The organism is Halobacillus sp. 12SKB (assembly GCF_052941655.1).
The window spans coordinates 996,584-1,019,033 of the sequence record NZ_JBRFWR010000001.1 but is presented as its reverse complement, the minus strand read 5'-3'; the positions used below and the strand labels follow the sequence as shown (position 1 = coordinate 1,019,033).

The following is a 22,450-nucleotide window of genomic DNA, read 5'->3' as shown; positions in this document are numbered from 1 at the left end:
GTAAAGAAAGGAAAGCGGAAATGGTTCAATTATATGGAGATGAACGAATTGATTTTTTATTAGCGAAAGAAAACATGCGGATTATACAAAGTCCGAGCGTCTTCGCTTTTTCATTGGATGCGGTATTACTCGCTGACTTTACTTATGTACCAAAGACGCGCGGGAAAATCCTGGATTTATGTACAGGGAACGGAGTTGTCCCTCTTTTTCTTTCCACGCGCTCCAATGTTCCGATTACCGGAGTGGAAATTCAGGAGCGGCTTTATGACATGGCCCTCCGCAATATCGAGCTGAATGATCTCGGAGATCAACTTGATATGATTCATGGGGATTTGAAGGACATGCCTGGTCATTATGGAAATGACAAGTTCGATCTTGTCACATGCAACCCTCCTTATTTTCCTACTCCCAAAGCGGATGAACAGAACTTAAATGAGCATTTGGCGATCGCAAGGCACGAAATCCACTGTAGTTTAGAAGACGTGGTAGAGTCCTGCAGCAGGCTGGCCAAGTCCGGGGGCAAAGTATCTATGGTCCATCGCCCAGATCGTATGGTAGAAATCATTCAGTTATTCAAGAAGTACAAGTTGGAACCGAAGCGGATGCAGCTCGTATATCCAAAAGAAGGAAAAGAGGCGAACATTCTACTGGTGGAAGGAGTCAGAGATGGAAAGCCAGGGCTGAAAATTTTACCACCGCTTTACGCTCTTACGAAAGATGACGAATATACTCAAGAACTAAGGGAAATTCTTTATGGAGAATAGTCATTTTGTTTATATGCTCAAGTGTAAAGATGGGTCTCTTTATACCGGTTACACCAACAATCTTGAAGCTAGATTAGATAAGCATCAGAGCGGCAAAGGAGCCAAGTATACAAGAGGTAGAGGGCCGCTCGTACTGGAAGCTTATGAAGTGTATGAAACGAAGTCAGAAGCCTTACAACAAGAATACCGGCTGAAACAATTGACAAGGAAAGAGAAAGAAAATTGGATTAAACAAAGACAGGAAGGGGTGAGCGTGGATGAACGTACAAAAAAGTTTCATGGATCATGAACAAGGAACGCTTTATATCGTCCCCACTCCCATCGGGAACTTGGAAGATATGACCTTCCGTGCCGTCAACACTTTAAAAGAAGTGGACCTGATTGGTGCCGAGGATACGAGAAACTCTAGAAAATTGCTCAATCACTTTGAAATCTCTACGACACTTGTCAGTTACCATGAACATAATAAACATACGAAAGGACCGGAGTTGCTTGAAAGACTTCGGGATGGAAAGAACATTGCCATCGTGAGTGATGCCGGCATGCCAGGAATATCAGACCCTGGAACAGATCTTGTCCAAAGAGCGGTGGACGCAGATGTGCCAGTGGTTGTTCTGCCAGGTGCGAATGCCGCATTGCCTGCGCTCGCGGGGTCAGGTCTTTCTACGGAAGGGTTCTACTTTCATGGATTTCTTCCTAGGAAAAAGAAAGATCGCGCCGCCGTTTTACAGCAACTTCAATCCGTTCAAGTTACCCTGGTTTTTTATGAATCTCCACACCGATTGAAAGAGATGTTGACCCATGTCCATGACGTGCTTGGAAATCGAAAAGCCTCACTGGTCCGGGAATTAACAAAACGGTATGAAGAATATGTCCGTGGGGATTTGGGTGAACTCGTCGACTGGGCCCATTCTGAACAAGTCCGTGGGGAATTTTGTGTAGTGATTGAAGGAGCCGACGAAGTAGAATCGGAGGACAGCCAGTGGTGGACCCGCTTATCTGTCGTCGATCACGTCCAGCACTATATTGATAACGACGGAATGAGGAATAAAGAAGCGATAAAACAGACGGCTTTAGACCGGAAGCTCCCGAAACGGGAAGTGTACCAGGCCTATCACGTAGAAGAATAATACAAGAAACACGAAAAAACCCCTTACTGTCAGGCCTGTGAACAGTAAGGGGTTGCTTTAACATATGTCTTTTTTTCTCTCTGTAACCAGTAAATCGTCTCTTATCTATTTATCTCTAAATCTTATTTATTTTAGGTTGTCTTGTAGTTCTGAAAGCAGCATTTGCGCGCCTTCCTTGCTTAGGACTAGGTTGCCGTTTGCCAGTTTCATATTTTCATCTGAAACTTCCCCTGTGACATGGCAAGTCATGTTGGGTTTATATTTTTTTAGAACGATGCGATCATCGTCCACATAAATCTCCAACGCGTCCTTTTCGTTAATGCCTAATGTGCGGCGGAGTTCGATCGGAATAACCACGCGACCGAGCTCGTCGACTTTACGTACGATACCTGTAGATTTCATATTTCTGTCTCCCCTCAATCAAAAGTTTTGCTGTCATGTTTCGACATATGTCTCGACAATATAGTACCAACCATTCCCAGACGTGTCAATTACTTAAAAAGGGATAAGAATTTCCAACTCCACATACTGGTACAGGTATTGAAAATGGGTGAGTGAAGCGTTTCATCCAGGCCTCTTTCCATCTCAACCCATCCCTTTCATCCCATATCTGGTTGGTTTATCCAACCTATCTATATACATTTTATTTTACCAAAGTATTTACAGATGTGAAATTATAATGTTTGGTTCTTTTGACAGTTTTACGTAAAATTCGGTATATTTTAATGTTAGGAATGGAAATAAAGAAGATAAATCGATAGAATGATACCATGACCTTTTATGACTTATGGTATGAAGATTTTGAGGAGGGAACAGGATGCCTGAGGAAAACAAGACGTTTTATATAACGACACCTATTTATTACCCTAGTGGTAATTTGCATATTGGACATGCTTACACGACCGTAGCTGGTGATGCAATGGCCCGCTACAAACGCCTGCGTGGTTACGATGTGATGTATCTGACTGGAACGGATGAGCATGGACAGAAGATCCAGCGGAAGGCAGAGGAAAAAGGAGTCTCCCCACAAGCTTACGTGGATGATATTGTGAGTGGAATTAAACAATTATGGGATAAACTCGATATTTCCTATGATGACTTCATTCGTACAACACAGGATCGCCACAAAGTAGTGGTAGAGAAAATTTTTGATTACTTAATGAAAAAAGGCGACATTTACTTGGATGAGTATGAAGGTTGGTACTGTACTCCGTGTGAATCCTTTTTCACAGAACGTCAGCTTGAAGACGGCCGCTGCCCGGATTGTGGCGGTGAAGTTGAAAAAGTAAAAGAGGAATCCTACTTCTTCAAGATGAGCAACTATGTGGATCAATTGCTTGAGTTCTATGAAAAGAACCCGACATTCATTCAGCCGGAAAGCCGTAAGAATGAAATGATCAACAACTTCATCAAACCAGGCCTTGAAGACTTGGCTGTTTCCCGGACGACATTCGATTGGGGAATTGGAGTACCAGGAAATGAGAAACACGTTATTTACGTATGGATTGATGCGTTGAGTAACTATATTACAGCGCTTGGCTACGAAAGTGATGATGATTCCAAATACCAAAAATACTGGCCGGCAGATGTTCAGCTTGTAGGGAAGGAAATTGTACGATTCCATACTATTTACTGGCCAATCATGCTTATGGCTCTTGATCTTCCTTTGCCGAAGCAGGTATTTGCCCATGGCTGGATCTTAATGAAAGATGGAAAAATGTCCAAATCCAAGGGGAACGTCGTGGACCCGGTTCAGCTGAGCGATCGTTATGGTCTCGATGCTCTTCGTTACTACTTGCTTCGTGAAGTACCATTCGGTTCTGATGGGGTCTTTACACCAGAAGCGTTCGTAGAGCGTACGAACTATGACCTTGCGAATGACCTCGGAAACCTGTTGAACCGTACAGTGGCGATGGTCAGTAAATATTTCGATGGTGAAATTCCAGCTCTGAAACTAGGAGAAGATGAATTTGATCAAAGTCTTGAAAAACTTGCCCAACAGACGAGAATCTCTGTTGAAGATTCCCTGGAGAACATGGAGTTTTCTGTAGCACTTGCAGATCTTTGGAAATTCGTCAGCCGTACGAATAAATATATTGATGAAACACAGCCTTGGGTTCTGGCTAAAGATGAAAACCAAAAAGAACGCCTTGGTAATGTCATGGCACACCTGGTTGAATCTCTACGTCAGATCGCCGTTATGCTTCAGCCGTTCTTGACACAGACCCCTGAGCGTATCTTCCAGCAGCTCGGTGTAACAGCAGATGAGCATAAAGCATGGGAAAGCCTAAGCGAATTTGGAATTCTTCCAGCTGGGACGAAGGTACAAAAAGACCAGCCGATCTTCCCGCGTCTCGATGCGGATGAGGAGACTCAAATCATTAAAGACATGATGAAGAAATCTGCTCCTCAAAAAGAAGAGAAGAAAGAAGAGAAAACGGATCAAGCAGAAGAAGTAACGATCGATGATTTCATGAAGCTTGATTTCCGTGTCGCCGAAGTCGTGAAAGTCGATAAGGTGAAAAAAGCAGATAAACTGCTGAAAATCCAACTGGATCTCGGGTATGAGCAGCGCCAAGTCGTTTCTGGCATTGCCGAACACTACACTCCGGAAGACCTTGTTGGTAGAAAAGTCATTTGCGTAGCCAACTTGAAGCCGGTCAAACTCCGTGGAGAATTGTCTGAAGGGATGATTCTTGCCGGTGAAGATGACAACGGCTTATCTTTAGCATCCGTTGACCAGACGTTGGAGAATGGTACGAAAGTGAAATAACACATGAACAAAAAGGGAAAGCTCTCCATAGTGCTTTCCCTTTTTTTGCATAACGATTATTAGGATAAGGGTGGGAAAATGAATGTTGTTTGATACTCACGTTCACTTGAATGCAGATCAATTCGAAGAGGACTTAGAAGAAACGATTGAAAGAGCTCAAGAAGCTGGTGTCCAGTATATGACAGTTGTAGGATTCGATAGGAAAACCATTCCGAAAGCGATGAAAATTGCCGAACGGTATGAAAACATTTATGCCGCTGTGGGCTGGCATCCGGTTGATGCTATCGATATGACAGACGAGGACCTTCAGTGGATCGAGGAATTATCTAAGCACCCTAAAGTCGTCGCGATTGGGGAAATGGGACTCGATTATCATTGGGATAAATCACCAAAGGACGTCCAAAAGGAAGTGTTCCGCAAACAGATCCATCTGGCAAAGAAAGTGAAGATGCCAATCATCATCCACAACCGTGAGGCAACCGATGATATCGTTGAAATTCTTAAGGAAGAGAATGCAGCGGAAGTTGGAGGAATCATGCACTGTTACAGCGGGCCGGTCGAGACGGCGATGGAATGCATCGATATGAATTTTATGATTTCCTTAGGTGGTCCTGTCACTTTTAAAAATGCAAAATTACCGAAAGAAGTGGCCAAAGCAGTGGACCTTGAGCATTTGCTGGTGGAAACGGACTGCCCGTTTCTTGCTCCGCATCCGAACCGCGGGAAACGAAACGAACCTGCCTATGTGAAGCTTGTTGCGGAACAAATCGCCGAGTTGAAGGGGATTTCCTATGAAGAGGTCAGCAAAACAACAACCTCGAATGCCCTCGAATTCTTTGGAATCCAGTCGCAATAAAGGGGACCTTGGAGGGTTTATTACAAGATTCACCCAATTGTATGGGAACTGTAACATGTTTGTTATGTTAATCGTCTAGGTAAAATAGCATAATAGAGGAGTCAGTGAAGGTCATGCTGGCTCCTCTATTTTTGTGTAAAGAGGATCCATTTGACATGAGTTTGTCACTTGACTACAATAAAACGCGTGCTTTAGAAAGGAGGCCAAAGGATGAAAATAGGAAAACTGTTAAAATCAGCCATTAGTCACGTGATGGTATGGGCAACTGTGATTGCCGTCCTATGCATCGCCTTTTTAGTAACCGTTTCGTATGAAGCAACTAAAGCTTCAGTACAAGTGACACAAAACGGACAGAAAGAACTGATACGCACTCATGCTGATACAATCGATGAATTATTATCAGAGCTCGATGTCACTGTCCAACAACATGATGAATTATCACATAACTTATCCGATCCGGTTGAATATGGAATGGATGTCACGTACATAGCATCTAAGTCTATCAATCTAGCCATCGATCGTAACCATACAGAAGAATACTTTACAACAGCCTCGACAGTGGAGGAATTCTTTGAGCAGGAGGGTCTTGAGTTCAAAGAACGGGATGAATTATCCCATGATCCTGATGCTCTCATTGAAGAAGACATGGATATTGAAGTCCAGCAGGCCTTCCAAGTGACCGTCAATGATGGTGGGGAATCCGAAAAAGTCTGGACGACCGCCTCCACGGTTGACGAATTGCTTCAAGAAGAGGGAATCACCCTGAACGAACTGGATGAATTGAATCTCAATGAAGAAGAAGAGCTTTCCTCTGATAAGAAGGTCATGATTACAAGAGTTGAAAAAGTGACGGATATTGTGGAAGAGGAAGTTGACTTCACGGTGGAAACACAGAAAGACAACTCTCTTCCGAAAGGGGAAAAGAAAGTCGTTTCCAGTGGTGAAAAAGGTTTGATTACGAAGGAATACGAAGTGATCTTAAAAAACGGTGAGGAAGCAAGCCGTGAACTGGTCAAAGAAAAAGTGGAACAAGAGAGTAAGACAAAAGTAGTTGCTCTTGGCACGAAAGTAGAGAAGAAAGCAACAGTTGCTGCTTCAAGTTCTTCCAGCTCGTCAAGTTCTTCCCGTTCTTCTTCCAGTCAAGCTTCTACAACGGTATCGCGAAACGATACAAGTGGAGCGAAGACCTTATATATGCATGCCACCGCCTACACGGCCAACTGTGCAGGATGTTCCGGCATTACGGCTACAGGCATCAACTTGAAAGCGAATCCTAACAAAAAAGTCGTAGCGGTTGACCCGAACGTCATCCCACTTGGAAGTCGTGTCTGGGTAGAAGGGTATGGGTATGCCATTGCCGGAGACACAGGTGGAGCCATCAACGGAAACCGAATCGATTTATTCGTTTCTTCCAGGAGCGAAGCTCTTAAGTTTGGGTCTCGCAATGTAAAAGTTAAAATATTGGATTAATGGAGATAGCAGAGGAATCGTTCCTCTGCTTTTTTCCGTGTATAGAGTCGTGGTATGCTATGGAAAGATGATGAAGGGAACGCAACAGGAGGAAGGTACGTGAAAATTAAAGAAGTGATTGTCGTGGAAGGGAAAGATGATACCGCCCGAATTAAATCAGCCGTGGATGCAGATACCATTGAAACGAATGGATCTGCGATTGATGAGCGTGTTCTCGAGCAAATCAAACATGCCCAGGAAAAAAGAGGAGTCATCATTTTTACAGATCCTGATTACCCTGGAGAACGGATCAGACATATCGTAAGTCAGCATGTTCCTGCATGCAAGCATGCCTTTTTACCAAAACATCGTGCGCGCGCCAAACATGATAAAGGAATCGGTATCGAACATGCCTCGATTGCCGATATTCAGGAAGCACTGTCTGCGGTTTATGAAATGATGGATATCCAGGAAGGCGAAATTGTGAAAAGTGATCTCGTCAACTACGGCCTTATCGGAGGGCCAAAAGCCTCTAAGCGTCGTGAAAAATTGGGGATCGCCCTCAAAATTGGCAAGACGAACGGAAAACAATTGCTAAAACGATTGAATATGTTCCACATTACATCCCACCAGCTAAATGAAGCGATGGATCAGATCATACAGGAGGAAAGAGATGAACAGTAAAGCAGTAGCCACACCGACAAGAACGAAAGAAATTTTGCAGACCTACGGGTTCTCATTCAAGAAAAGCTTGGGCCAAAACTTCTTAATTGATGTAAACATCTTAAAAAATATCATTGCAGAGGCTGGAATTGACCGTTCAGCAAGTGCGATAGAAATTGGACCAGGAATTGGGGCTCTGACAGAACAGTTGGCTCAACATGCCGACCGTGTCGTTGCCTTCGAGATCGATCAGCGTCTCCTTCCGATTTTGGAAGAAACCCTTGGTTCCTATGACAATGTTGAAGTCATCAATCAGGATATTCTTAAAGCGGATGTCGCCCGTGTGATCGCTGAGCATTTCAAACCAGGTCAACCGGTCCGTGTCGTAGCTAACCTTCCTTATTATATTACGACACCTATTCTGATGAAACTTCTGATGGATCGATTGCCGATCGACAGCATCACGGTTATGATCCAGAAAGAAGTGGCGGATCGTATGGCTGCTGAACCGAATACGAAAAGTTACGGTTCTCTTTCCATAGCCGTCCAGTATTATACAGAAGCAAGTGTCGTCTTGAATGTACCTAAGACCGTCTTTATGCCCCAGCCAAATGTCGATTCTTCGGTTTTGCATCTGGAAATGAGGGAGAAACCACCTGTTGAGGTTGAGGATGAAGAATTCTTTTTTGATGTCGTCAAAGCAACATTCGGTCAGCGTAGAAAAACGTTAATGAACAACTTAGCCCGTCATTTCAAAGGAGAAATGGATAAGGAAGAGCTCAGAAACCGTCTGGAAAAGGTCGACATTGAACCATCTCGACGTGGGGAATCTTTATCGATGCAGGAATTCGCCGCTCTAGCCAACGTTTTATATAAGTAGCACAAAGCCCATGTTCACACATACACTACAGTAGTGTATAGAGTGAGGTGGGGAAGTGATGATATCAAGTGGAGACCTTGTAACACGGAAATCCTATCAGCACGACATCATTTTTCGAGTGAAGACAGAGAAGGGACCGCTCTTAAAATTGATGGGCGAACATGTACGACTCGAGGCCGACGCCCCTCTCGATGATCTTGAGAAAGTAACCGGAGCTGAGTATCACCGTAGAAAAAGTGAAGTGGATGAGAAAGAAGCCTATTCCTACCGTTTGTTTCGTCAGGATTACAGGCTCCTCAAAGAAAAAAGGGAAGCAGAAGCGGGAAGCGGGTATGCAGATAAGAAAGAAACCAATTACTTTCAAATACCACCCCGTATTCTTCATATAGATGGAGATCCATTGTTCTTGAAAAAGTGCATTGCTTTGTATGAACAACTTGGATTGCAAGTTCATGGACAATACCTTCACGAGAAAGAAATGCCGAACCAAGTCCTGTCTCTAATAGAAAAAGTACACCCGGAAATTGTCGTTTTGACGGGACATGACTCTTACTCAAAAGCGAAAGGAACCGTCAGGGAGTTAGAGTCTTATCGTCACTCCAAATACTTTGTAGAAGCTGTCAGGAATATACGGAGAAAATATCCGAATTTTGATCAAATGGTCGTTTTTGCAGGTGCCTGCCAATCTCATTTTGAATCCATCATCAGGGCAGGGGCGAACTTCGCGAGTTCCCCAGCCAGAGTAAACATTCATGCCATCGATCCGGTCTACGTTGCTGCACGTGTAGCATACACATCGTTCATGGACCATATCAACATATGGGAAGTCATTCGCAATACCATAAGTGGAGAAGATGGCCTTGGTGGAATTGAAACCAAAGGATTGCTCCGCATCGGCATGCCTTACACCGAAAACCAAAACGAAGAAACTGAAGAACCATAAAACAAAGCCGTCATCTACCCATGACGGCTTTTTCATATTCATTGTTCAACTAACTGGCAGGATTGTGTAAGACTCAGTTTCGAGACTTTCCAGGGTTCGTTACCTGGATTGTGCGCCAGGGGTGGCTGGGAAGCTACTCGCTTTCCTGTGGGGGAGTGGCGAGCTTCCTCGGACTTCGTCCTGCGGGATCTCGCCGATCTCCTTTCTCCCACGGGAGTCTCGCAGCTTCCCAACCACCCCATTTGATGAAGGGGATAACGAACCCCTATACCAAGTTGCAAGGTCTCCCGCTATCCCGATTGTTATAGGCATAAAACGCTCTGTATCAAGCTTTCAGGGTTCAATTACCTCGGCTTGGGAGTATCCTTATACTCCCATTACACAGAATAGCTGATTATTCGGGAAGTGGTTTCGAGACCCATATATAGCAAAGGGGCGGAGGGGAATGGCGAGACTCCTGCGGGAAAAAAGTGCAGGGTGAGACCCCACAGGACGCAGTCCGAGGAGGCTCACCGCGCTCCCGCGGAAAGCGAGTGATTCCCCGCAGCCCCCATCCACTCAACAAAAATATCGAAACTGAGTCTTCAAGAAAAGGGAGCTTTAGTGGGAGAAGGTTATGTAGGGAATTTGAGTGAAAGAAAAAAGTTTACATACTTTTCCTCTAAATGGATAAGCTAACCAGGACCGATTATTTATATCATTCTGTTGCAATGTGAATGCGCAGTTGGTATAATTAATAATTTTATTTGACTTTGTCCTAGGTCTGTGATAAACTATTTTACAGTGAGGTGGAGTGCAGTGGCTAAAACGTTAGTAGAAATCAAGCAATCCCTTGAAGGGCAAATTGGTAAACGCCTAACTTTGAAAGCAAACGGCGGACGTCGTAAAACAATCGAGCGATCCGGTGTACTGGCAGAAACATATCCTGCCGTTTTCATTGTAGAGTTGGATCAAGAAGAAAATGCTTTTGAACGTGTATCATACAGCTATGCAGATGTACTTACAGAGACAGTCGAATTGAACTTCGACGACCTACAGACTATGGCACTTGAGCAGTGAACCCACCGTTTGCTGCTTTTTTATTTTGTCTGCAAAACAAAATATCATTCATTAAGATAAAGAAGGAATCATTACCATCCTTACATACAACTCCCTTGCTTGTCCGTTCCATGTTTCGCACATACTAACCTTGTCGTAGCTTTAGTGAAAGCGAAAGGAGCTGAAGACGATGGGACGTAAGCGCAGCATGATGTCCGATTCGTTGAAAGAGGAAATCGCGAGAGAACTTGGGTTTTACGACAAGGTAGAAAAAGACGGATGGGGCGGCATTTCTGGGCGGGATGCCGGCAATATGGTAAAACGAGCAATTCAAATGGCAGAAGAACAAATGGTGAACAACCAACAGTAAGCTTTTCCCCCTGGCGCTTGATGCTCCGGGGGCTTTTTCCTTTTCAGTGCCTCTCACCGACCCGTTAAATATGGTACAATGCTTTCAGAATCATATGGAAGAAGAGGTGCTTGCATGCAAATACTTGAAAAAGCTCCTGCGAAAATTAATTTGTCTCTTGATGTTTTACATAAACGCTCGGACGGATTTCATGAAGTAGAGATGGTCATGACAACTGTAGATCTTGCGGATCGCATTGAATTGACTCTCCTCTCTGACGATGAAATCAAAGTGGAATCGGAAAGCCGTTTTGTCCCGAACGATGAGCGAAACCTGGCCTATCGGGCGGCTAAATTGTTGAAAGATCGATTCCGTGTGACTCAAGGAGTAAAGATCTTTATTGAAAAGAATATTCCTGTAGCTGCTGGGCTTGCAGGTGGCAGCAGTGATGCGGCCGCTGTCCTCCGAGGTGTGAACCGGATGTGGGGACTGGGTTTGAGCATGGATGAATTAGCTGAATTAGGATCTGAAATTGGTTCAGATGTGTCCTTTTGCGTTTATGGAGGAACGGCGCTTGCAACCGGTCGAGGAGAAAAGATCCAGCACCTGCCTGCTCCTCCGCCGTGTTGGGTGGTCCTTTCTAAACCAACGCTTGGTGTATCGACCCAGTCCGTCTATAAGAACCTTGATTTGAGTGCTGCTCACCATCCGAATACAGAAGCCATGGTAAAAGCTTTGAATGAAGGAAACTATGGCGGCATTTGTAAGAATGTCGGCAATACACTTGAAGGTGTGACGCTTCAGATGCATGAGGAAGTCGGTCAAATCAAAGAGCAGATGAAACAGGCAGGGGCTGATGCGGTTCTTATGAGCGGAAGTGGACCGACTGTCTTCTCCCTCGTGGAACACGATGCTCGAGCCCAAAGAATTTATAACAGTTTAAAGGGTTTTTGTACGGAGGTTTTCATGGTTCGTATGCTTGGTTACAGTGAACCACTTGATAAATAACGTACGAATTTGTTATATTTAATGAAAACATTCGGATTTAGAGGTGTCTTTGTATGAAAAGAAGCGAAAGACTTGTCGCTATGACTCATTATATTCTCGATCGACCACGAGAGCTTATTTCTCTTCCTTTTTTCTCGGAAAAGTATGATGCGGCGAAATCATCCATTAGTGAAGATTTAGGAATCATAAACAAAATGTTTCAACACGAGGGAATCGGTTATTTAGAGACGATTTCTGGAGCGGCAGGGGGAGTGAAATATATCCCTGCTTTCTCAAAAGAAGAAAGCCATCGTTTCGTTGAAGAGTTATGTGAGAAATTAGAGGATCCCGCGCGACTCCTGCCAGGTGGCTATTTATTTATGAGTGACCTTCTTGGAGATCCGGAAACGACGCGTAACATCGGCAAACTGTTCGCTTCTGCTTTTCGTGATAAAGACATCGATGTGGTCATGACGGTAGCAACGAAAGGTATTCCTCTCGCCTACGCCGTCGCTTCCTACTTGAACGTTCCCGTAGTGATTGCCAGGAGAGATCCGAAAATTTCTGAAGGGTCTACGGTGAGCATTAATTATGTTTCCGGTTCGACGCGGAAGATTCAAACGATGGTTCTAACAAAGAGATCTCTCCCTCAAGGATCAAGGGTCTGCATTATTGATGATTTCATGAAAGCTGGTGGAACTATCAATGGTATGCGGAACTTATTAATGGAATTCGATGCAGAATTAGCAGGAATTGGTGTGCTTGCTGAAGCGGAAGATGAAGAAGAAGATCGTGTCGTGGATGATTATTTATCGGTGGTGCAGATCATCAATGCGGATGAACGTAAATCCTCCATCGAAGTCCGCCCGGGAAATTTGTTAGAAAATATATAAAAAAATATTTATTGAAGAAAGCCCTCATCCTTTTGTATGAGGGCTTTCTTCATGGTTTCACAGTTAAATAAACAGAATCATAAAAATTTTTTAGAAAAATTAGCAGGATTTTTTCCCGTTTTGTGGAATTTGTCTTACATAAGTTCTTTTGTATAAAAGGTGGTGAATCTAATGGAAGTAACTGACGTAAGACTGCGACGCGTGAATACTGATGGAAGAATGCGAGCAATTGCTTCTATTACCTTGGACCAGGAGTTTGTTGTCCATGACATACGGGTGATTGATGGCAACAATGGACTGTTCGTGGCGATGCCGAGCAAACGCACTCCGGATGGGGAGTTTCGTGACATTGCACACCCGATTAATTCAGGTACTCGTGGAAAGATCCAGGACGCTGTACTTGAAGCTTATCACCGTGCTGGTGATGAGGAAGAAGCTGAGGTGGAATTCGAAGAAGCCGGCGCTTCCTAATACTTACGCACAACAAGAGTCTAACCGAACCAGGTTAGACTCTTTTTTTGGTCCCAAACCTTGATGGGATTTCCGTCTGTGTTCCTCCTCTAAATGTTGAAATACGTGTTGTATTGAGATATGATTCAAAGTGGATATTTAGGATGGAGGTACGTTCATGACTAATCGATATGCTGTCGTTCTAGCCGCTGGCCAAGGCACACGTATGAAATCAAAACTGTATAAGGTTTTGCATCCTGTATGTGGCAAGCCGATGGTCCAGCACGTTGTCGACCAGTTGAATAAACTAGATTTGCAAGAAATGATCACCGTTGTAGGTTTTGGTGCTGAAAAAGTTCAGGAACAGCTTGGTGAAGATAGTCATTATGTCATCCAGGAGGAACAGTTGGGAACAGGTCATGCTGTTCTGCAGGCGGATGATATTCTGGCAGATAAAGAAGGGACGACCGTTGTCGTTTGCGGGGATACACCATTGTTGACAGGAGAAACGCTGCAAAAGCTTCTGGATCATCATGATGCAGAAGGGGCGAAGGCGACGGTTCTGACTGCTCATGCCGAAGACCCACATGGGTACGGACGCGTCATCCGTGGCGGAAATGGTCAGGTGGAACGAATCGTTGAACAAAAAGATGCGTCAGATGAAGAACAGGCCATTCAAGAAATCAATACAGGTACGTATTGCTTTGATAATGCGATGTTGTTTGATGCACTTAAAAACGTCTCCAATGACAATGTTCAGGGTGAATATTACCTGCCGGACGTCATTGAAATCCTGAAAGGTCAGGGCGAAACAATCAGTGCTTATCAAACCCCGGAGTTCTCGGAATCTCTTGGTGTTAATGATCGTGTGGCCTTGTCAAAAGCAGAAAAGCTAATGAAACAACGTATTAACGAGCAACATGTGAGAAACGGGGTTACGCTCGTCGATCCTGAACAAACGTATATTGGTCCGGATGTGACCATAGGAAGAGATGTTGTCATCTATCCTGGAAGCGTTTTGGAAGGAAAAACAATCATTGAAGATGATGCCCTTATTGGTCCACACTCTACGATTACAAACAGTCACGTTGGTAGTGAGACGACCATTAAGCAGAGTGTCGCTGCTGATAGTAAAATCGGATCCCGTGTACAGATTGGGCCTTTTGCTCACATCCGTCCGCAATCGTCTCTAGGCGACGATGTGAAAGTCGGAAACTTTGTGGAAGTGAAAAAGGCTTCCTTCGGCGATGGAAGCAAAGCTTCCCACCTAAGTTATATCGGTGATGCGGAAGTTGGAAGTGGTGTCAACATCGGCTGTGGAACCATAACGGTAAACTACGATGGAGAGAACAAGCATTTGACGACGATTGAAGATGATGCATTCATCGGATGCAATTCGAACCTGATTGCTCCTGTCACCGTAGGAAAAGGCGCTTATGTGGCTGCGGGCTCCACGATTAACCAGGATGTCCCGTCCGAGGCTTTGTCTATTGCCCGTTCCCGTCAGACGAATAAAGAAGGCTATGCAAGTAAAATGAAATCGATCAAAAAAGATTAACGGAGGGTTCCATCCATGGCAACTGGATATAAGGATTCAAAACTGAAAGTATTCTCACTCAACTCAAATCCTGAGTTAGCGAAAGAGATTGCTGATAACATCGGAGTCGAGCTAGGTAAATGTACAGTCACGAGCTTTAGTGACGGAGAGATTCAAATCAACATTGAAGAAAGTATCCGTGGGTGTGATGTATATGTTGTCCAATCCACATGTGAGCCTGTCAACCAACACATCATGGAACTCCTAATCATGATCGATGCTCTTAAACGTGCATCAGCAAGATCAATCAATATTGTCATGCCATACTACGGTTATGCAAGACAAGACAGAAAAGCGCGTGCCCGTGAACCGATTACGGCGAAGTTAATTGCTGATCTTCTTGAAACAGCAGGAGCTTCCCGCGTATTGATGCTTGATCTGCATGCACCGCAGATTCAAGGGTTCTTCAACCTGCCGATCGATCACCTTGTCGGTGTTCCGATTCTATCCGACTATTTTGAGGAAAAGAATTTCGAAGATGTTGTCATCGTTTCTCCTGACCATGGAGGCGTAACCCGTGCACGTAAAATGGCGGATCGTCTAAAAGCCCCTATCGCTATCATTGATAAGCGTCGTCCGCGTCCAAACGTTGCAGAAGTCATGAACATTGTCGGTAACATCGAAGGCAAGACCGCGATTTTAATCGATGACATTATCGATACAGCGGGTACCATTACACTGGCGGCCAATGCTCTTGTCGAGAACGGTGCCAAAGAAGTGTTTGCTTGTTGTACGCACCCTGTTTTATCAGGACCTGCCATCGAGCGTATTGATAATTCGAAAATCAAAGAGCTTGTGGTTACAAACACGATTCCTCTTGGTGAAGAGAAATCAAGCGAGAAAATTACAGAGCTGTCTGTGGCTGGCTTGATCAGTGAAGCCATTGTTCGTGTCCATGAACGTCAATCCATTAGTATTTTATTTGATTAATTTTGAATAATTAGGTTTAACTCTTGTTTTTAACGGGAAACTGAAATAATGATTGGTAAATTACTGGAGGTTGATTAATTTGGCTATTACATTAAAAGCAAATCAAAGACAAAATCTCAAGCAATCTGTAACCCGTGAAATCCGCCTGGAAGGTAACATTCCTAGTGTCGTATACGGGAAGGATAAAGAACCGATCACGGTTGCTGTTAACAGCATAGAGTTACTTAAAACCGTACGTGATGAAGGTAAGAACGCAATTATCTCTCTTGATATCGATGGAAAAGACACCGTGGATGTCATGCTTCATGAATATCAAGTCGATCCATTGAAAGATGAATTGATCCACGCAGACTTTTATATTGTAAACATGTCTGAGGAGATGGATGTTGAAGTTCCTGTACACTTAGAAGGTGAAGCGGCAGGAAGTAAAGAGGGCGGTGTCGTCCAGCAGCCGCTTTACGATTTGGCTGTCCGTGCGAAGCCGCGCGATATTCCTGAGGAAATCGTTGTTGACATTTCAGAGCTGAATATCGGTGACAGCATCATGGTTGGTGACTTGAAAGAGTCCAAGAACTATGAGATCACCGAAGATGAAAATACGACGATTGTATCTGTTACTCCTCCGGAAGAGATGCCGGAAGACGAGCCGGATACAGATGCTGATGCTGAACCTGAAGTCATCAATGAGAAATCAGAGGATGCAGAAGAAGATTCCGAAGAAAAAGAAGAGTAATGGGATACACATAAAGGGCGTGGCCAAGAGGGCACGCCCTTTTTAATCGTTCACCTTCCATATTCCCGGGGCATAAGTCAATCAATGGTGTTAAAGAAGAAGCTTTATAACTGTTGATGGGCTTATGCTTTTGGTGTACCCGAATTCACCCTTTCCTGCGGTTTAAGAATCCGGGTTACGGGGATTGTATAAACACACGATAGATTAGGAGCAAGTTTTTGCATGGATGAAACGCATTTTGACATCTTTCCGCGTTTCCTTTTGATATAATGAATCAATAGTACAAAGACAGAAAAGGAAGTTATGTATGAAGTGTATAGTAGGACTTGGGAATCCAGGGAAAAAGTATGAAGACACCCGTCATAATATCGGGTTTATGATTATAGATGAATTAGCTTCACGAAATCAGTGGTCTTTGAGTCAGAAAAAATTTAACGGTTTATTTACGATGGAGCGTTTCAACGGGGAGAAAGTGATCCTCTTGAAGCCTCAAACGTATATGAATTTATCCGGGGAAGCTCTCCGGCCTATGTTGGACTTTTATGATATCGATATCGAAGATGTATTGGTGGTTTATGATGACTTGGATCTGCCGCCAGGGAAGATTCGTTTGCGGAAAAAAGGAGGCCACGGCGGCCATAATGGCATTCGCAATATAATCGATCAGCTGGGAACAAAAGAATTTAAACGGCTCCGTGTCGGTGTAGGTCGTCCGGAAGGTTCAAAAACGGTCATCGATCATGTGTTAGGTGGCTTCTCTAAAGAGGAACAGGGACCAGTGGAAGAAAGCATTGATACTTCGGTAAAAGCTTGTGAAGCATGGATAGAACGTCCTTTTAACGAAGTGATGAATGATTTTAATGTGAAGTGAAGGATCACTGGGTTCGTATAACAGTCCCGGATGACGGAAAAACTATCTACCATCAACCCTTCGAGGAGGATGGAAATGAAAATACGATATTTTTGCCGTCATTGTGAAAATCAGGTCGGAGAATTAGATGCGAAACATGTGGATGTGTCCCAATTGGGCTTTGATATCTTAAATGATCAGGACCAGGAGCAAATGGTTCATATGACAGCGAGCGGCGATATGGACATCAGGACTATTTGTGACTCGTGCAAAGAATCATTAGACGACAATCCACATTACCATGAGCTAGACTTTTTTATACAGTAAATCTTGATTTCTGTATCGAGCAGAAATCTGGGTGGTGGAGGAATTCGTTATGCAAGGAATTAAGGATTATTTATTTCCACAGGATGACATTCATTCTGTTGTCGAAGGCTTTAAATCGGGGATGAAGGAACAGATGGTGGCCGGGTTGTCCGGGGCTTCTAGAAGTTTAATGGTTTCCATGCTTCAAGAGTCCTTGGAACGGCCGGTCATTATCGTGACGCACCAACTGATTCAAGCGCAACAATTGTATGAGGATATGCAGGAGTTGACCGATGCGGATCAAGTTCACCTGTATCCGGTCAATGAACTGATCGCATCAGAAATTGCTGTTGCGAGTCCTGAACTGAGGAGCCAGCGTATCGACGCATTAAGTCAGTGGCTTTCTCAGGAAAAAGGGATTCTGATTGCACCTGTGGCTGCACTCAAACGAATGATGCCACCGAAATCTTACTGGGAGCAGAGTCAGCTCCCTTTTCGTGTTGGGGAAGAAATCAATCTTGACCAATATTTAGAACGCTTAGTGAACATGGGATATGACCGTACAGAGATGGTAGCCACACCGGGGGAATTTTCCCTGCGTGGGGGAATCATGGATGTGTACCCACTGACGGCTGAGTTTCCATTTAGGATTGAGTTGTTTGATACAGAGGTGGATTCGATACGGACGTTTGATTCCGAAACGCAACGCTCTCATGACAAATTAGATGCGGTCCAAATCGGTCCTGCAACGGAACTATTGCTTAAGGACGAAGATTTTGCCAGAGCCCATGATCGTCTGGAGAACGCCCTGAGTCATTCATTGAAGAAACTGACTAAGCAGGAAGCAAAAGATACACTCGCTCAAGTAGTTGAGCATGATTTGGATCTTTTGAAGGCCAAGGAGCATTTCCAGGAAATTTATAAGTACATTGGATATTTCTATGAAGAACCTGTCAGTCTACTAGACTACCTGCCGGAAACGGGTCTCGTCATTCTTGATGAAATGAGTCGGATCCAGGAAACAGCCAACCGTCTCGACCAGGAAGAAGCGGAATGGCACAATAGTATGCTGGAAGCTAACCAGACCGTAAGAGAGCTGCATCTTTCTTTTGATTGGCAGGATGCTTGGATGAAGATCGAGCATCCTCGTCTTTATCTGTCTGTTTTTATGAGGCATATCCCTAATACGCAACCACAGAATATCGTGAACATCTCGAGTCGTCAGATGCAGCAATTCCATGGGCAGATGAATTTATTAAAAAATGAAATGGATCGCTGGGAAAAGCAGGATTTCTCTGTCGTCATCCTTGCCCCCGATGAAAATAGGAAGTCCAAGATTGAAGGTGTGCTTCGTGATTATGATATGGAAGCGGTTATTGCAGAAGGGGACGTTCAGCTTCCTTTGGTGAAACCGACGATAATCACAGGCAATATCAGCCATGGATTCGAATGGCCGATGCATAAGCTTGCAGTTATGACCGAAAATGAACTGTTCAAAAAACGAACCGCCAAACCGAAGCGTAAGCAAAAAATGTCGAACGCCGAGCGGATTAAAAACTATCAGGAATTGAAGGTCGGCGATTACGTCGTCCATGCCAGCCACGGAATTGGGAAATATCTAGGAATTGAAACGCTGAAAATGGCTGGAAATCATAAAGATTTTCTGATGGTCAATTACTCTGGAAATGACAAGTTGTATGTGCCGATCGACCAAATTGATTTGATTCAAAAATATGTGGGGTCGGAAGGAAAAGAGCCGAAAGTTTATAAGCTTGGCGGCAGTGAGTGGAAAAAAGTGAAGAGTCGTGTTCAATCCTCGGTGGAAGATATTGCTGATGATTTGATTCAACTCTATGCTGAACGCGAAGCTTCCAAAGGATTTGCCTTCAGTGAAGATGGAGAAATGCAAAAAGACTTTGAAGCTGCCTTCCCGTACGAAGAAACAGAAGATCAGATCCGTTGTATCGAAGAAATTAAATCCGATATGGAACGTATCCGTCCGATGGATCGTCTGCTTTGCGGAGACGTTGGTTATGGAAAGACAGAAGTCGCGATTCGTGCAGCTTTCAAAGCGATTGTCGATGGGAAACAGGTGGCTTTGCTTGTTCCTACAACGATTCTTGCCCAGCAACATTATGAGACGCTTCAAGAACGTTTTCAAGGATTTGGGATTAACATTGGCCTTATGAGCCGCTTCCGTACGAAAAAGCAGCAAAAGGAGACGACCGATCGTCTTAGGAAGGGTCTCGTCGATGTGGTCGTAGGAACACACCGGATTTTATCTAAAGATATGCAGTTCAAGGATTTAGGTTTGTTGATTGTCGATGAAGAACAACGTTTCGGAGTTAAACACAAGGAGAAAATCAAGCAGTTGAAAAACAATGTGGATGTGCTGACGTTGACCGCGACTCCAATCCCGAGAACTCTGCACATGTCCATGCTTGGGGTCAGAGACTTGTCTGTCATCGAAACACCGCCTGCCAACCGTTTTCCTATCCAGACGTACGTGCTTGAATACAATCCGATCTTCCTTAGGGAAGCGGTGGAAAGGGAGATGGCCCGGGGTGGACAGGTGTTTTTCCTTTTCAACCGGGTAGAAAACATCGAACGGATGGCTCAGCAAATTGCCGAACTTGTTCCTGAGGCGCGAGTAACCTTTGCCCATGGTCAGATGAATGAGACGGAGCTTGAGAATGTCATGTTCTCGTTCCTTGAAGGTGAATTTGACGTGCTTGTCAGTACGACAATCATTGAAACAGGTGTCGATATTCCTAACGTGAACACCCTGATTGTTTATGATGCCGATCGTATGGGATTAAGTCAGTTGTATCAACTGCGCGGCCGTGTGGGAAGGTCGAACCGGGTAGCCTACGCGTACTTTACCTATCAAAAAGACAAAGTGCTGACAGAAGTTGCGGAGAAACGTTTGCAGGCGATTAAGGAATTCACGGAGCTCGGATCCGGCTTTAAAATCGCTATGCGTGATTTGTCCATCCGTGGAGCAGGGAACCTTTTAGGAGCCCAGCAGCACGGATATATTGATTCTGTCGGATTCGATATGTATTCCCAGATGCTGAAAGACGCCATAGAAGCGAAAAGACAAGGGAAAGAACCGGAAAGTGTACAGCCATTCCAACCGGAGCTTGATATGATGCTGGATGCGTATATTCCAGATGAATACATCTCCGATGAAAAACAGAAAATCGACATGTACAAATTGTTCCAGGCGATTGAAACGGTCGAGGATATCCATGACCTGCGGGATGAATTGATCGACAGGTTCGGCGATTACCCGCAAGAGGTGGATAACTTGTTCCGGGTTTCTTCTATTCGACTTCAAGCAAAACGTTCACGGATTGAGAGCGTGACGGAGAAGAAAAAGAAAATCGAAATGCTGATGGAAGCCGAACAAAGTCAGCAGATCGATGGAACCAAGCTGTTCGAATTTGCGAATCAATACGGTCGTATGGTCCAACTGGGGACGGAGGATTCCCAATTGAAGGTGACCTTCAATTGGGACCGTAAGACGGAATTCAAACGCTATGAGCTTGTTGAAGAGTTTATCAGCAAACTTCCTGAGATGATGCGGGAAGTATCGACCGCTTGATCAAACCTCATCCCTGGGCAGGGATGAGGTTTTTCTTATCCATTCAGGTCGCCTCCACATCCGGTGAAATCCAGTTCCAGTGCCTAGCTTCTCGAGGCCCCACAGGAAGTGGGGTCGTTCGACGTTGCAACAGGACGTTGCGTTCTTAGTCGAACATCTCCCTTCACCTTTGTGAGGAAAAGCGCCTCACAAAAGATGCTCTGCTTATGCTTGTCGAAGCTGCCCAAGGCACCTCCATATTTTAAATCGTCCAGTTCCGGCTCCCAGACACTCGAGACATAAGACAATCCACTCCATGGAGAAAGACCACTCCATTGCGTGCCTTGTCTTATGCTTGTCGTGTCTAAACGGTCGCCTCCACATCCGGTGAAGTCCAGTTCGGGTGCCTAGCTTCTCGAGGTCATATGCAAATCATCATTGTGAGGAAAAGCACCTCACAAAAGATGTTTCGCATATGCTTGTCGAAGCTGCCCAAGGCACCTCCACATTCTAAGTTTACATTTTTTATGAAAAAATCCATCCAAAGGGTGTATAGGTTTTTATTGCTGTATCATACTATCTTTAATCACCCGCTTGTTCTGCTTGCGCTTCAACAGGTATAGATAGGCAGTCATCACAGAAAAGGAGGCAGCATAAAGAATGAAAGCAACTGGTATTGTACGCCGTATTGATGATTTAGGACGTGTTGTTATCCCGAAAGAGATCCGCCGTACGCTGAGGATCCGTGAAGGTGATCCATTAGAGATTTTTGTAGACCGTGAGGGTGAAGTCATACTTAAAAAGTATTCACCTATCAGCGAGTTGGGTGATTTTGCAAAAGAATACGCAGAAGCGCTCAGTGAGTCTTTAGAAGCTCCTGTGTTGATTTGCGATCGTGATGAATATATAGCGGTGGCGGGAAGTGCGAAAAAGGATTATATGAATCGATCGATTGGGTCTAAGATTGAGGAAGTCATGGATTCTAGAACAATGTCTTTTGAGAAGCATCCGGAGCCGGTTGAATTGACTCGGGGGCAGGAAGAAGATGTGATCTCATATCTTATTTATCCTATCATTGCGCAAGGAGACCCTATCGGCTGCGTCGTCGCCTTCAATAAAGAAGGTTCTCCATTAGAAGACGGGGTCAGTAAAGCTGTGCAGACAGCCGCTAGTTTTTTAGCCAAACAAATGGAGTAGCAAGTAAGGTCAGATCCAAGCGGGTACGGGGTCTGACCTTTTCCTATGATATAATGAATGTTCTGAATACATATAA

At 44.4% G+C, this 22,450-nt stretch carries 22 protein-coding genes; 21 read left to right on the top strand and 1 reads right to left on the bottom strand.

The genetic code is table 11. From position 1 onward, the window contains the following. Positions 1 to 20: 20 nt before the first annotated feature. Genes ACQ4XT_RS05115 through rsmI form a run of 3 tightly spaced genes read left to right on the top strand, consistent with a single transcriptional unit; the run spans position 21 to position 1,894 of the window. A complete protein-coding gene (locus tag ACQ4XT_RS05115; protein ID WP_446852732.1) occupies positions 21 to 764 on the top strand; it encodes a tRNA1(Val) (adenine(37)-N6)-methyltransferase in 744 nt (247 codons plus the stop codon). Next, positions 754 to 1,053, top strand: a complete 300-nt coding sequence (locus tag ACQ4XT_RS05110) for a GIY-YIG nuclease family protein (RefSeq protein ID WP_446852731.1) — start codon at positions 754 to 756, stop codon at positions 1,051 to 1,053. The genes ACQ4XT_RS05115 and ACQ4XT_RS05110 overlap by 11 nt, the downstream gene beginning before the upstream one ends. Then, positions 1,022 to 1,894, top strand: coding sequence for a 16S rRNA (cytidine(1402)-2'-O)-methyltransferase (gene rsmI / locus ACQ4XT_RS05105; protein WP_446852730.1), 873 nt, complete (start codon positions 1,022 to 1,024; stop codon positions 1,892 to 1,894). The genes ACQ4XT_RS05110 and rsmI overlap by 32 nt, the downstream gene beginning before the upstream one ends. A gap of 126 nt (positions 1,895 to 2,020) precedes the next feature. Here the strand turns inward: rsmI and abrB are convergent, their stop codons facing one another. Beyond that, a complete protein-coding gene (gene abrB / locus ACQ4XT_RS05100) occupies positions 2,021 to 2,296 on the bottom strand; it encodes a transition state genes transcriptional regulator AbrB (protein WP_075038313.1) in 276 nt (91 codons plus the stop codon). Positions 2,297 to 2,711: 415 nt separating this feature from the next. Between abrB and metG the strand changes: the two genes are divergently transcribed. From metG to spoVT, 18 genes are all read left to right on the top strand, one after another. After that, positions 2,712 to 4,667 carry a methionine--tRNA ligase gene (gene metG / locus ACQ4XT_RS05095; RefSeq protein WP_446852729.1) on the top strand — a complete coding sequence of 652 codons (1,956 nt, stop codon included), beginning with the start codon at positions 2,712 to 2,714 and terminating at the stop codon, positions 4,665 to 4,667. 82 nt (positions 4,668 to 4,749) lie between these two features. Further along, positions 4,750 to 5,523: a TatD family hydrolase gene (locus ACQ4XT_RS05090; RefSeq protein ID WP_446852728.1), complete on the top strand. Its 774-nt coding sequence runs from the start codon at positions 4,750 to 4,752 to the stop codon at positions 5,521 to 5,523. Between the two features lie 210 nt (positions 5,524 to 5,733). After that, positions 5,734 to 6,993, top strand: a complete 1,260-nt coding sequence (locus tag ACQ4XT_RS05085; protein ID WP_446852727.1) for a ubiquitin-like domain-containing protein — start codon at positions 5,734 to 5,736, stop codon at positions 6,991 to 6,993. 99 nt (positions 6,994 to 7,092) lie between these two features. Further along, positions 7,093 to 7,656, top strand: a complete 564-nt coding sequence (gene rnmV / locus ACQ4XT_RS05080) for a ribonuclease M5 (RefSeq protein ID WP_446852726.1) — start codon at positions 7,093 to 7,095, stop codon at positions 7,654 to 7,656. Beyond that, entirely contained in the window at positions 7,646 to 8,515 is an 870-nt protein-coding gene (rsmA, locus tag ACQ4XT_RS05075) for a 16S rRNA (adenine(1518)-N(6)/adenine(1519)-N(6))-dimethyltransferase RsmA (RefSeq protein ID WP_446852725.1), read from the top strand. The genes rnmV and rsmA overlap by 11 nt, the downstream gene beginning before the upstream one ends. A gap of 58 nt (positions 8,516 to 8,573) precedes the next feature. Beyond that, positions 8,574 to 9,458: a sporulation peptidase YabG gene (gene yabG / locus ACQ4XT_RS05070; protein WP_446852724.1), complete on the top strand. Its 885-nt coding sequence runs from the start codon at positions 8,574 to 8,576 to the stop codon at positions 9,456 to 9,458. Between the two features lie 798 nt (positions 9,459 to 10,256). Next, positions 10,257 to 10,517, top strand: coding sequence for a biofilm formation stimulator Veg (gene veg / locus ACQ4XT_RS05065; protein WP_035511778.1), 261 nt, complete (start codon positions 10,257 to 10,259; stop codon positions 10,515 to 10,517). 169 nt (positions 10,518 to 10,686) lie between these two features. Further along, positions 10,687 to 10,866, top strand: coding sequence for a small, acid-soluble spore protein, alpha/beta type (locus ACQ4XT_RS05060; protein ID WP_226594954.1), 180 nt, complete (start codon positions 10,687 to 10,689; stop codon positions 10,864 to 10,866). Positions 10,867 to 10,980: 114 nt separating this feature from the next. Beyond that, a complete protein-coding gene (ispE, locus tag ACQ4XT_RS05055) occupies positions 10,981 to 11,853 on the top strand; it encodes a 4-(cytidine 5'-diphospho)-2-C-methyl-D-erythritol kinase (RefSeq protein ID WP_446852723.1) in 873 nt (290 codons plus the stop codon). A gap of 53 nt (positions 11,854 to 11,906) precedes the next feature. Then, the gene (gene purR / locus ACQ4XT_RS05050) at positions 11,907 to 12,725 is read left to right on the top strand and encodes a pur operon repressor (protein WP_446852722.1); all 819 of its coding nucleotides are present in this window, start codon (positions 11,907 to 11,909) and stop codon (positions 12,723 to 12,725) included. A gap of 171 nt (positions 12,726 to 12,896) precedes the next feature. Then, a complete protein-coding gene (gene spoVG / locus ACQ4XT_RS05045) occupies positions 12,897 to 13,196 on the top strand; it encodes a septation regulator SpoVG (RefSeq protein ID WP_075038302.1) in 300 nt (99 codons plus the stop codon). 157 nt (positions 13,197 to 13,353) lie between these two features. Continuing rightward, entirely contained in the window at positions 13,354 to 14,733 is a 1,380-nt protein-coding gene (glmU, locus tag ACQ4XT_RS05040) for a bifunctional UDP-N-acetylglucosamine diphosphorylase/glucosamine-1-phosphate N-acetyltransferase GlmU (protein WP_446852721.1), read from the top strand. A gap of 15 nt (positions 14,734 to 14,748) precedes the next feature. Beyond that, positions 14,749 to 15,702: a ribose-phosphate diphosphokinase gene (locus tag ACQ4XT_RS05035; protein ID WP_146818732.1), complete on the top strand. Its 954-nt coding sequence runs from the start codon at positions 14,749 to 14,751 to the stop codon at positions 15,700 to 15,702. Positions 15,703 to 15,781: 79 nt separating this feature from the next. Continuing rightward, entirely contained in the window at positions 15,782 to 16,435 is a 654-nt protein-coding gene (locus ACQ4XT_RS05030) for a 50S ribosomal protein L25/general stress protein Ctc (protein WP_446852720.1), read from the top strand. A gap of 307 nt (positions 16,436 to 16,742) precedes the next feature. Then, positions 16,743 to 17,306: an aminoacyl-tRNA hydrolase gene (gene pth / locus ACQ4XT_RS05025; RefSeq protein WP_446852719.1), complete on the top strand. Its 564-nt coding sequence runs from the start codon at positions 16,743 to 16,745 to the stop codon at positions 17,304 to 17,306. Positions 17,307 to 17,381: 75 nt separating this feature from the next. After that, complete coding sequence (fin, locus tag ACQ4XT_RS05020) at positions 17,382 to 17,612, top strand: anti-sigma-F factor Fin (RefSeq protein WP_115824771.1); 231 nt, start codon at positions 17,382 to 17,384, stop codon at positions 17,610 to 17,612. Positions 17,613 to 17,661: 49 nt separating this feature from the next. After that, complete coding sequence (gene mfd / locus ACQ4XT_RS05015) at positions 17,662 to 21,198, top strand: transcription-repair coupling factor (RefSeq protein ID WP_446852718.1); 3,537 nt, start codon at positions 17,662 to 17,664, stop codon at positions 21,196 to 21,198. A gap of 639 nt (positions 21,199 to 21,837) precedes the next feature. After that, positions 21,838 to 22,374 (top strand): stage V sporulation protein T, encoded by a 537-nt coding sequence (gene spoVT / locus ACQ4XT_RS05010; RefSeq protein WP_089654593.1) that lies wholly within the window; start codon positions 21,838 to 21,840, stop codon positions 22,372 to 22,374. Positions 22,375 to 22,450 lie beyond the last annotated feature (76 nt).

Bases quoted from the DNA above. Each gene is read 5' to 3' on its own strand.
- abrB (WP_075038313.1), bottom strand. From the start codon at position 2,296: ATGAAATCTACAGGTATCGTACGTAAAGTCGACGAGCTCGGTCGCGTG.
- purR (WP_446852722.1), top strand. From the start codon at position 11,907: ATGAAAAGAAGCGAAAGACTTGTCGCTATGACTCATTATATTCTCGAT.
- ACQ4XT_RS05060 (WP_226594954.1), top strand. From the start codon at position 10,687: ATGGGACGTAAGCGCAGCATGATGTCCGATTCGTTGAAAGAGGAAATC.
- spoVT (WP_089654593.1), top strand. From the start codon at position 21,838: ATGAAAGCAACTGGTATTGTACGCCGTATTGATGATTTAGGACGTGTT.
- ACQ4XT_RS05085 (WP_446852727.1), top strand. From the start codon at position 5,734: ATGAAAATAGGAAAACTGTTAAAATCAGCCATTAGTCACGTGATGGTA.
- rsmA (WP_446852725.1), top strand. From the start codon at position 7,646: ATGAACAGTAAAGCAGTAGCCACACCGACAAGAACGAAAGAAATTTTG.
- pth (WP_446852719.1), top strand. From the start codon at position 16,743: ATGAAGTGTATAGTAGGACTTGGGAATCCAGGGAAAAAGTATGAAGAC.
- fin (WP_115824771.1), top strand. From the start codon at position 17,382: ATGAAAATACGATATTTTTGCCGTCATTGTGAAAATCAGGTCGGAGAA.
- ispE (WP_446852723.1), top strand. From the start codon at position 10,981: ATGCAAATACTTGAAAAAGCTCCTGCGAAAATTAATTTGTCTCTTGAT.
- yabG (WP_446852724.1), top strand. From the start codon at position 8,574: ATGATATCAAGTGGAGACCTTGTAACACGGAAATCCTATCAGCACGAC.
- mfd (WP_446852718.1), top strand. From the start codon at position 17,662: ATGCAAGGAATTAAGGATTATTTATTTCCACAGGATGACATTCATTCT.
- ACQ4XT_RS05035 (WP_146818732.1), top strand. From the start codon at position 14,749: ATGGCAACTGGATATAAGGATTCAAAACTGAAAGTATTCTCACTCAAC.
- spoVG (WP_075038302.1), top strand. From the start codon at position 12,897: ATGGAAGTAACTGACGTAAGACTGCGACGCGTGAATACTGATGGAAGA.
- ACQ4XT_RS05110 (WP_446852731.1), top strand. From the start codon at position 754: ATGGAGAATAGTCATTTTGTTTATATGCTCAAGTGTAAAGATGGGTCT.
- ACQ4XT_RS05090 (WP_446852728.1), top strand. From the start codon at position 4,750: ATGTTGTTTGATACTCACGTTCACTTGAATGCAGATCAATTCGAAGAG.
- metG (WP_446852729.1), top strand. From the start codon at position 2,712: ATGCCTGAGGAAAACAAGACGTTTTATATAACGACACCTATTTATTAC.
- rsmI (WP_446852730.1), top strand. From the start codon at position 1,022: ATGAACGTACAAAAAAGTTTCATGGATCATGAACAAGGAACGCTTTAT.
- glmU (WP_446852721.1), top strand. From the start codon at position 13,354: ATGACTAATCGATATGCTGTCGTTCTAGCCGCTGGCCAAGGCACACGT.
- ACQ4XT_RS05115 (WP_446852732.1), top strand. From the start codon at position 21: ATGGTTCAATTATATGGAGATGAACGAATTGATTTTTTATTAGCGAAA.